Source organism: Collinsella sp. AF39-11AT, from assembly GCF_003474585.1.
Taxonomy (GTDB): domain Bacteria; phylum Actinomycetota; class Coriobacteriia; order Coriobacteriales; family Coriobacteriaceae; genus Collinsella.
In genome coordinates this window covers 71,758-80,781 of record NZ_QROG01000011.1, presented here as the reverse complement: position 1 = coordinate 80,781, position 9,024 = coordinate 71,758, and the positions used below count along the sequence as shown (strand labels likewise).

Sequence of the window (9,024 nt, the reverse complement as noted above, 5' to 3'; positions counted from 1 at the left end):
TTGCTGCCTAGGCTAGCCCCTTGTCACACAAACTACCGAAGCCTCCTATTTGCTGGGCCAAGATGGCAACATCGGTGGCAAGACCGGCACCACCGACGACGCGGGCTATTGCTTTACGAGCGCCTACAACCGAGACGGCGACGAGATCTACACCGTCGTTTTGAACTCCACCACCACCGACCAGCGCTTTACCGATACCGCAACCCTTGCCAATTGGTACTACGGTCACAAGGTGACGGTCGCAATCGCCAACACACAGGAAAAGACCGCCAACGGCAACCCGCTTATGGCGCGCATTGGTCAAACCGACTGGACGGATAAGACGATCGACGCCACACTCGCCGATCCCACGGCGCAAGCGACCGTGTTTTCCCTTGCCGGCGAGGTGACCGAAAAGGTTAGCTACGACGATCTTTCGGGCACGGTGCATGTGGGCGACAAGGTGGGCAGCGTCACGCTCAAGCAGGACGGCACCAAGATCGCCGTCATGGACCTGGTTGCCGACGAGGAAGGCGCAGGGCCGAATCCCATTGAATGGCTGCTCGTGAAGCTCGATCGCTTGGGCCGTCGCATCGACAACCGCCCACTCACGGCAGAAAGCGAGACCGTCGCCAAGGCGCCCGAGGTGTAGGGCGCAAGAATAATAAGTCCACTGAAAGGAGGCGTCCGAAAGGATGCCTCCTTTTTTTGAGGGTTCGAATCCCCAGCCGCCATTCTTGATAATAAAAAGGGCCCCAAATGGGACCCTTCTTCAAATTCGTACTGGCGGAGAGCTGGGGATTCGAACCCCAGATGCCCTTTTGGGGCATACTCGCTTAGCAGGCGAGCACCTTCGGCCTCTCGGTCAGCTCTCCGTAACAGCCGTTCTATAGTAACCAAACAGCCAAGGATGAGCAAGAGGAAATTTTCTAATTGCCTAGCAGCCTTTCCTTCTTGAAAGCTTCGCCTACCCCAGCGAGCGGTTGAGGGAGCCGAGCTCGTCGTTGCCCATGGTGCGCCACATTTGGAAGATACAACCGCGCGCCAGGAAAAAGAAACCGTTGTCGACCAGTTGCACAGCGGCATCTGCCAGCTGATTCGTCACGGCGGACACTGGCGGCAGCTCTAGTCCAGCCTTATGGATGGTCTCGACCGCTTCCTCGAACGTCGGAGGCTCGCTGACGCCCATCTCGTTCATAAGGCCCTGCATTTCTTCCAGCGCGCTGCTGCCCGACTCCTCGCCGCGCGGCACCAGACGGTAACAAGCCAGCGCCAGGTCGAGCTGATCGCAATTCCAATAGGCAAACGCCAAGCGATAGAACAGGTAGCCGATTGCAGAACGATCGCTGGCAATACGTAGGCCGTGGCGCGCCACCTCGATAATCTCGTCAAAGCGCTCCAGACGCGCAAGCACGTTGATGAGCGCAAAGTGCGACTGCATGGACGAGCGCGCCAGATCGTAAAGATGGCGCACCTCGGGCAGTGCTCGTTCAAAGTCCTCTTGCTCGGCGTAAAAGCTGCAGATCTCGTGCTGGGCAAAGTACAGCGCATCGGGCGCACGAAGGATTCGCACAGAGCGGTCTTCTTCCAACACCGGTAGCACCATGCGCACCAGCTGGTTATCGCAAAACTGCGTTTGAACCGGACCTGTCGCCAAAAGCTCGGCGACGGCGCACTTAGCCTCCAACTCCTCAACAAGACGGGAAAAGCCTTCAAAAGCACCTGTACGGTCGACTTTTGCCTGCTCGCGCAATTCAACAACACGGGCCACGTATGGGTCGTCGTCCTCTTCCATGACCTCCAGCTCGTCAGCCGTATCGGCAAGCAGCAGATCGCGCAGCGCCGGCGGCAGCATGCGATGGTCATCACGCGGACGAGCATGAACCTCCGCAGGTTCAATCGTCTCCGGAGCGGTTGACTCATATGCCTCAAGCACACGCTTGCACGGCATATCGTCCATGTCTATACTCTCAAGATCCTTGGCGACAGGCACGCAATCGGCCAGATAGGCCGCGCGCCCAAAGAAATACGTTGCAACAACGCGCTCGCCCTGCTCACTGTCGGGAGCAGCAATCTGCACATAGCAGCGCGTGATGCAGGTGCCCGCGGCAAAACACGCTGCCGCAAGCGTGAGCGCCACGCGCGCATCGTGCTCCGCGGCCCAGATCGTGCGCGTGTCCTCGTCCAGCTCGTGCCAGGCGTCATCTTGAGCGTCGTATTCACGTTGCGGCATGGCATCAACGACAGACTGCCCAAACCGAACGAGCATGATCCCCTCGGCAACGTTTGCCCGATAGGTATAGTCGAGCCGCGTGACCACGTTAAGCGCCTCGACAATACGCGCGAAGCGGGTACGCACATCCCACTCACCGCCCGGTTGGCAAGCCACCGTACCCGGTTCGCCCCACGGGTTATCGCTCGAGGCCGTATCGAGCAGTCGGGGAACATCGTTGGTCGTCTTAGCGATATGCCACGCATCGAAGAGCGCGCAGCCCTCAAGGCTCGGCGACGAGGCCGCGGGGACCAATCCAGCCCCGATGCGCTCAAGGATGCCGGAGAGGCGGTTGAGACGGCACTCGATGGCGAGCAGCGTGTCAATTTCGTCCTGCTCCAGCAGACTACGATCAAAATTGAGATAGAAAAGCTTTGAGCGATCGATGCGAGCCAGGCTCATCTCGGACTTAGCGGCGATGGTGCGCAAGCGGGGCAAGTCAATTTCACTCATAAGGGCGGCGGCATAGCGCTCGATACCGCTCGGATTCTCGGCATGGTCAACGCGGTAAAGCAGCGTCTCGATAGCATCAGGGAGCGGTGCCGTGTTAAAGCCCAAAAACACCTCGACCGGCTCGGGCAACTTTACGAGCTTGATCTTGTCGATAACATTTTGCATACCCTCGTCGAGTCCGCCGGCGTCCGCCGTGCTCGCAATGGCATTTTCGGAGTCAGCGAATATCACGTAGCGCAGGAACATCGATGCCATGAACTCGCCGTAAGGAAGGGAGCGGGTCGAATTCCATGTCTCGTGGTCGGACTGCTCGCGCATGGGGCCTTCGGGAGAGCCGACGGTTCGCGCGCACGCGCGCATCGTGCCGTTTGCCCCCCTCACCATAATCTCACCAATACCGGAGTCCGACTCGTCAAGGACCAGTTCCATGTCGGGATCGTTGGGCAGCGGAGCCTCGCTAACGGGGCGGTCCACCTTGTACACCTCACCCGAAACGCTTACGTAGCCCAAAAGCGACACATGGCTTTTGCCAACGAATTCGACGACATAGCAAGATTCATGCTGATCCTCGCCAAAGAGTTTCCAGACCACGCCATACGAGCGTCCCGCTGGCTGCTCGGGCATCGCCGGAAAGCGCTTCTTGGGATCGAGAAACCTGAGCTTGTATGTCGGACGCTCTGCCACGAAATATCACCCTGATCGGTCGCTTGAGAAGGAGTGGTCGCGAATAAGTCGCGACATCTACTCGGAATCTTACACGAGTCGACAGGAAATCGTCCCTTTGGACGAAAGCACTCAAGCTGGCGTAAAAGAAAAGCCCCCGTTGCCGGGAGCTTTAATCTCAAATGGTGCGGCGTATAGGATTCCGCGCATCCGCTGCGCGGATCCGCACCGGCTTCGCCCGCCTGCCGGCGTGCTCGCCCGCGGGCTAAAAACGCTCCGCGTTTTCTTTACGCCCGCGCCTCGACCGAGGTTCGAATCAATGCGGTGTTTACGTAAAAGAAAAGCCCCCGTTGCCGGGAGCTTTAATCTCAAATGGTGCGGCGTATAGGATTCGAACCTATGACGTTCTGATTCGTAGTCAGACCCTCTATCCAGCTGAGGTAACGCCGCAACGCACGGATTATTATGCACGTGACCCCTCGATGGGTCAAGCGACAATTTGGAAAAATTTTACGAAGTGATGATTAAGACGCTCGCGCCTCGACCGAGGTTCGAATCCATGCGGTGTTGCCATAAAAGAAAAGCCCCCGTTGCCGGAGGCTTTGAATTTCAATTGGTGCGGCGTATAGGATTCCGCGCATCCGTTCCGCGGATCCGCGCCGGCTTCGCCCGCCTGCCGGCGTGCTCGCCCGCTCGCTACGGACGCTCCGCGTCCGCTTCACGCTCGCGCCTCGACCGAGGTTCGAATCCCTGTCTGGTCTCCAAAAAAGAAAAGCCCCCGTTGCCGGAGGCTTCAAGTTCAATTGGTGCGGCGTATAGGATTCGAACCTATGACGTTCTGATTCGTAGTCAGACCCTCTATCCAGCTGAGGTAACGCCGCAGCGCAAGATATATAAAACCACTTTAGCTTATTGGAGTCAAGCACAATCTCAAACTTTTTTGTGAAACGCAGTTTTGTCATGCTGCTCCGCATATACCGTCGTTCCCCGTACGATCGATTGGCTTTTCGATCACGTCAAACTTAGCATCAAGTTCCCTCAGGAGCGATCTCACCCGCTGGGCACAATCATAATCGGCAAACGAGATACTCAACATGCGAGCAACCTGGTTAGATGTCCGGACCCCATAGAAATGCTCCAGGGCCACAAGCCCCTCGTGCGCCACAAACGTCTCAACCACATGCGGCGACTCCTCGTAGCACCATTGGGTCAACGGACCCTCGCTCGTCTGTCGAACCACCAGGCCACCCATGCCAGACGGCTCACACGTCACAAGCAGGTACTCCCCGCCCTCGTCGCTCTCAAACAAAACCACCCGATCATCAAACAGCTCCATCGCGTCCCCTTTCTCTCGCTCTTATTTAGCAAAAGCATAGCAGGTAGATGGCTGTATACAGAACAGTTGTTCGTGTGTTTTCTATTGAGCTGTCCGCACAGCATGGTATGGCCGCACACAAAAAGGGCACCCCAAAAAGGAGTGCCCTAGCAAATCGCTTATGCAGCCAATCTACGCGACCGGCTCGATCTTCTCGAGGCCGCCCATGTAGGGACGCAGAACCTCGGGGATCGTGATGGTGCCGTCAGCGTTCTGGTAGTTCTCCAGAATGGCTGCCATGGTACGGCCAGCCGGCAGACCGGAACCGTTGAGGGTGTGCAGATAGCGCGAACCCTTGAAGTTCTCGGGGTCGCGATACTTGATGTTGGCGCGACGGGCCTGGAAGTCACCGCAGTTGGAGCAGGAGCTGATCTCCTTGTAGGCGTTGTAGCTCGGCAGCCAGACCTCGACGTCGTAGGTCTGACGGGCAGAGAAGCCCAGGTCGCCGGTGCACAGGCTAATCACGCGATACGGAAGACCCAGCTGCTGCAGCAGGAACTCGGCCTCGGCGGTCATGCTCTCGAGCTCTTCGTCGGACTCCTCCGGCTTGGCAAACTTTACCATCTCGACCTTGTCGAACTCGTGCTGGCGAATGATGCCGCGGGTATCGCGACCAGCGGAGCCGGCCTCCTCGCGGAAGCAGGGGGTGAAGGCGGTGTAGCGGCGCGGCAGGGTATCGGCGTCGAGGACCTCACCGGCGTGCAGGTTGGTGAGCACGACCTCGGCGGTGGGGATCAGGAAGTTGTCGCCCGAGACGTGATAGGCGTCGTCCTCGAACTTGGGCAGCTGGCCCGTGCCGAACATGGTCTGACGCTTGACGACGATGGGCGGCCACCACTCCTTAAAACCACGGCTGGTGTGCGTATCGAGGAAGAAGTTGATGAGGGCGCGCTCAAGACGGGCGCCGGCGCCACCGAGAACGGTGAAGCGGCTGCCGGAGAGCTTGTTGCCGCGCTCGAAGTCAAGGATGTCGAGGTCGGTGCCCAGATCCCAGTGCGGCTTAAAGTCGAAGTCGAACTCGCGCGGGGTGCCCCAACGACGGCGCTCGATGTTCTCGTCCTCGTCCTTGCCGTACGGCGTGGCCTCGCAAGGAATGTTGGGCAGGTGAGCCATGAAGTCGTACTGCTCCTGCTCGAGGGCGGTGCGGCGCTCGGCCAGACCGTCAATCTTCTCGTTGACGGCGCGCACGGCCTCCTTGGCGGCCTCGGCCTCGTCCTTCTTGCCCTCCTTCATCAGGGCGCCGATCTTCTTGGACTCGGCATTGCGCGTGGCTTGAAGTTCCTCAACCTCGGTGATGACGGCACGACGCTCGTCGTCGAGCTCAAAGAACTTCTCGCGATCCCAAGACGTCTGGCGGTTAGCCATGGCGACATCGATGGCATCAGGGTTCTCGCGAACAAACTTGATATCAAGCATTAGATCCTCCGGCGATATACATTCCATTTAGGTTGCAACCTTGTACATGTATGGGCAAGTATATACTTATGAACGTTTACGACCCAACTCAACTACGCAAGAAGGCACCCAATGGACGCAGTTTTTTCCTTTTTGTTTGGCACCCGCACCGGTTTTGCCATCCTTTTCGCCGGCGGCATCCTGCTGTTTGCGATTCTTGCCTTTGTAATGGAGAAGCGCACCCATAAGATGTATGTCGACCGCGGCCCCAAATCCGAGGACGAAGAAGACAGCTTCTGGGACTAACCCGCCAAAAAGGGACAGGTTTATTTTGGTCGGTTTTATCCGGGCGAACGCAAGCGCCCCGCAACTGGAATTGAGCCAGTTGCGGGGCGCTTTTCGCTAAAAGGACAAAACCGCAGGAAAAACCTGCCAAAATAAACTGTCCCTTTTTTGGTCGGTTTTACTGGAGGGTTGCGTCGATTGCCTTGACCAGGGCGCTGCGCATGCCGGCGTCCTCGAGCGCAACGACGCCCTTGATGGTGGCACCACCGGGCGAGCATACGGCATCCTTCATCGCCGCAGGATGCTGGCCAGTTGCAAGCTGCAGCTTTGCCGTACCCAGCACCATCTGGCTCACAATGCGATAAGCATCCGCACGCGGGATACCGTGCTTGACCGCCGCATCGCCCAGGGCCTCGATTGCCATAGCGACAAATGCCGGAGCGCAACCACCCACCGTGCCGCCCACGAACAGCAGGCTCGTGTCGAGCTCAACCACCGTGCCAAGCTTGCCAAGTAGATCGAGCACCACAGCGCGCCGCTCGTCATTGAGCGTCGAAGCCTTCTCGCAGGCGATGACGCCCTCACCCACTGAAACCGGCGTGTTGGGCACCGTCGAGATATGCGCGACGTCCGGCAGGACCTGCTCCCACTTGGCACTGTCCCAGGTCCAGGCAACCGACAGAACGACCTTTTTGGCAAGAGCATCCTTGAGCGGGGCGAATACCTTCTCGATCATGTACGGCTTGACCGCAGCGACCACGATATCGGATGCGGCGACAACCTCGGCGGCATCGTGGCAAGCGGCCATCCCGCGCGCCTCACAGCGCTCAACCAGTGCGTCGTAGCGACCCGCGCAGGCGCACATGTCGCTCGCAGCTACACCGGCAGCGATCCAGCCATCGGCCATAGCGCTCGCCATATTGCCAAAACCGACAAATCCAATCTTCATATCGCATAGTCCTTTCAGACACATTCCTCAAAACGAAAGGTATTGTCCCACGCCATTGTTTCGTATTGCCGACCTATTTGTGATACGGCTCGCCACGACTGATCTTGCAGGCACGGTAAATCTGCTCCAGCAGCACCACACGCGCCAGGTTATGCGGCAAGGTAATGCGTCCAAAGCTGAGCATCTCGTCGGCTCGTGCGCGCACGTCATCGCTCACGCCGTCCGAACCGCCGATTACAAAGGCAATGTCGCTGCTGCCTCGCAGCATAAGATCGTCGAGCCTCGCCGAAAACTCCTCGCTCGAGCGCTCCTTGCCCTCGATAGCCAGCAGGATCACATGCGCTCGAGATGGCAAGGCGGCAAGAATCGCCGCCCCCTCCTTGTCGCGCGCGGCATCCACGCCGCCCGCCTTAGCCGGGTCGATATCGGCCACCTCGCGGATATCCACCTTGGCATAGGCACCTAGGCGCTTGGTGTACTCAGCGCACGCGTCCTTCCAAAAGCGCTCCTTGAGCTTACCGACGCAAACGACGGTGTATTTCACGCGCGTCTACTCCTTCGAATCGTTTTGAACTTTGCCGGCGGCCAGCATCTGCTCGAACATCGAAGCCGACTGCGAAAAGTCGCTCGGCAGCACGACCGTCGAGGTTTTACCCGTGCGAGCGAACTCCGTCATCATCTCGGACCACTGCGTAAACATGAACAGTTGGTTGGCCTCGTCATTGCCGACACCCGTCTCCTGGATGATCTCGAGCGAATCTTTGATACCCAGCGCGATGGCCTTGCGCTGGTTGGCGATGCCCTCGCCCGCCTTTTCCATAGCCTCGGCCTCGGCGGTCGCCTCGGTGACGCGCTTGATGCGGTCGGCCTCGGCGAGCTCCTGCGCGGCAGCGCGCTTGCGCTGGGCAGCGTTGATGTCGTTCATGGAGTTCTCAACCTCGGTCGGCAGTGCGATTTTGGTGATGAGCGTCGACACGAGGGTGAAGCCGTAGGCGGCCATCTGCTCGGAAACGGTAGCGTTGACATCCTTGGCGATGTCATCCTTCTTGGCAAAGACCTCATCGAGTGTGTAGACGGGGATGGAGGAGCGCAGGGCGTCGGTGATGAAGTCGCGCATCTGGTCGACGGGCTCCTGCAGCATATAGTAGCTCTTGTAGATGCCCGAATCTGCCGGGCCGGCGCCCATGTCATAGCTCACGTGGTACTGAGCGGAGACCTCAAGGCCAATGGTCACGTTGTCCTGGGTCTTAACGTCGATGCCAAAACCATTTTTCATGGTGCGCAGACTCACCGTGGCGGCCTTGCGGTCAATCACGGGCACCTTCACGTGGAAGCCCGCGTTGACGATACGATTGAACTTACCCAAGCGCTCGATGATCACAGCGTGCTGCTGCTCAACGACGTAGCAGGCGTTGGGGAGCAGCAACAACAGGATGATGATGGGAATCAAAAGGCTGGTAAGGGCGGCGATGATACCGGAAAATAGCATGGTCTCTCCTCTGATAGGCACACGTTGGTACTAGGATACCCGTCCAAGGAGATCGTGCATAACAAAAAAGCTCCCATTGCTGGGAGCTCTTTCAATCAATGGTGCGGGCGAAAGGACGTCCGCGTATCCGCTTCGCGGATCCGCACCGGCTTCGCCCGCCTGCC

Annotated in this window: 8 protein-coding genes and 3 tRNA genes; 2 read left to right on the top strand and 9 right to left on the bottom strand. The window is 58.6% G+C overall.

The window, feature by feature from the left end; translation table 11 throughout:
* Positions 1–49: 49 nt before the first annotated feature.
* Entirely contained in the window at positions 50–631 is a 582-nt protein-coding gene (locus DW037_RS06270; protein ID WP_118373009.1) for a hypothetical protein, read from the top strand.
* Between the two features lie 132 nt (positions 632–763).
* Here the strand turns inward: DW037_RS06270 and DW037_RS06265 are convergent.
* The 6 genes from DW037_RS06265 to serS all read right to left on the bottom strand — a co-directional run bounded on the left by DW037_RS06265 (position 764) and on the right by serS (position 6,158).
* Positions 764–854, bottom strand: a tRNA-Ser gene (locus DW037_RS06265).
* Positions 855–946: 92 nt separating this feature from the next.
* Positions 947–3,388, bottom strand: a complete 2,442-nt coding sequence (locus tag DW037_RS06260) for a lipopolysaccharide assembly protein LapB (RefSeq protein ID WP_117637376.1) — start codon at positions 3,386–3,388, stop codon at positions 947–949.
* A 352-nt stretch (positions 3,389–3,740) separates the two neighbouring features.
* Positions 3,741–3,817, bottom strand: a tRNA-Arg gene (locus DW037_RS06255).
* A gap of 354 nt (positions 3,818–4,171) precedes the next feature.
* A tRNA-Arg gene (locus DW037_RS06250) sits at positions 4,172–4,248 on the bottom strand.
* 77 nt (positions 4,249–4,325) lie between these two features.
* Positions 4,326–4,703 (bottom strand): hypothetical protein, encoded by a 378-nt coding sequence (locus tag DW037_RS06245; protein WP_117583806.1) that lies wholly within the window; start codon positions 4,701–4,703, stop codon positions 4,326–4,328.
* A 171-nt stretch (positions 4,704–4,874) separates the two neighbouring features.
* Positions 4,875–6,158 (bottom strand): serine--tRNA ligase, encoded by a 1,284-nt coding sequence (gene serS, locus DW037_RS06240; protein ID WP_117637377.1) that lies wholly within the window; start codon positions 6,156–6,158, stop codon positions 4,875–4,877.
* Between the two features lie 111 nt (positions 6,159–6,269).
* On the opposite strand from serS, the gene DW037_RS10680 reads away from it, so the two are divergent.
* Positions 6,270–6,443: a DUF6724 family protein gene (locus tag DW037_RS10680; protein WP_006235069.1), complete on the top strand. Its 174-nt coding sequence runs from the start codon at positions 6,270–6,272 to the stop codon at positions 6,441–6,443.
* A 157-nt stretch (positions 6,444–6,600) separates the two neighbouring features.
* Here DW037_RS10680 and proC read toward each other — a convergent pair whose 3' ends face one another.
* From proC to DW037_RS06225, 3 genes are all read right to left on the bottom strand, one after another.
* Positions 6,601–7,371, bottom strand: coding sequence for a pyrroline-5-carboxylate reductase (gene proC / locus DW037_RS06235; RefSeq protein ID WP_117583807.1), 771 nt, complete (start codon positions 7,369–7,371; stop codon positions 6,601–6,603).
* 73 nt (positions 7,372–7,444) lie between these two features.
* Positions 7,445–7,915 (bottom strand): 23S rRNA (pseudouridine(1915)-N(3))-methyltransferase RlmH, encoded by a 471-nt coding sequence (gene rlmH, locus DW037_RS06230; protein ID WP_117563694.1) that lies wholly within the window; start codon positions 7,913–7,915, stop codon positions 7,445–7,447.
* Between the two features lie 6 nt (positions 7,916–7,921).
* Positions 7,922–8,860, bottom strand: coding sequence for an SPFH domain-containing protein (locus tag DW037_RS06225; RefSeq protein ID WP_055250521.1), 939 nt, complete (start codon positions 8,858–8,860; stop codon positions 7,922–7,924).
* Positions 8,861–9,024 lie beyond the last annotated feature (164 nt).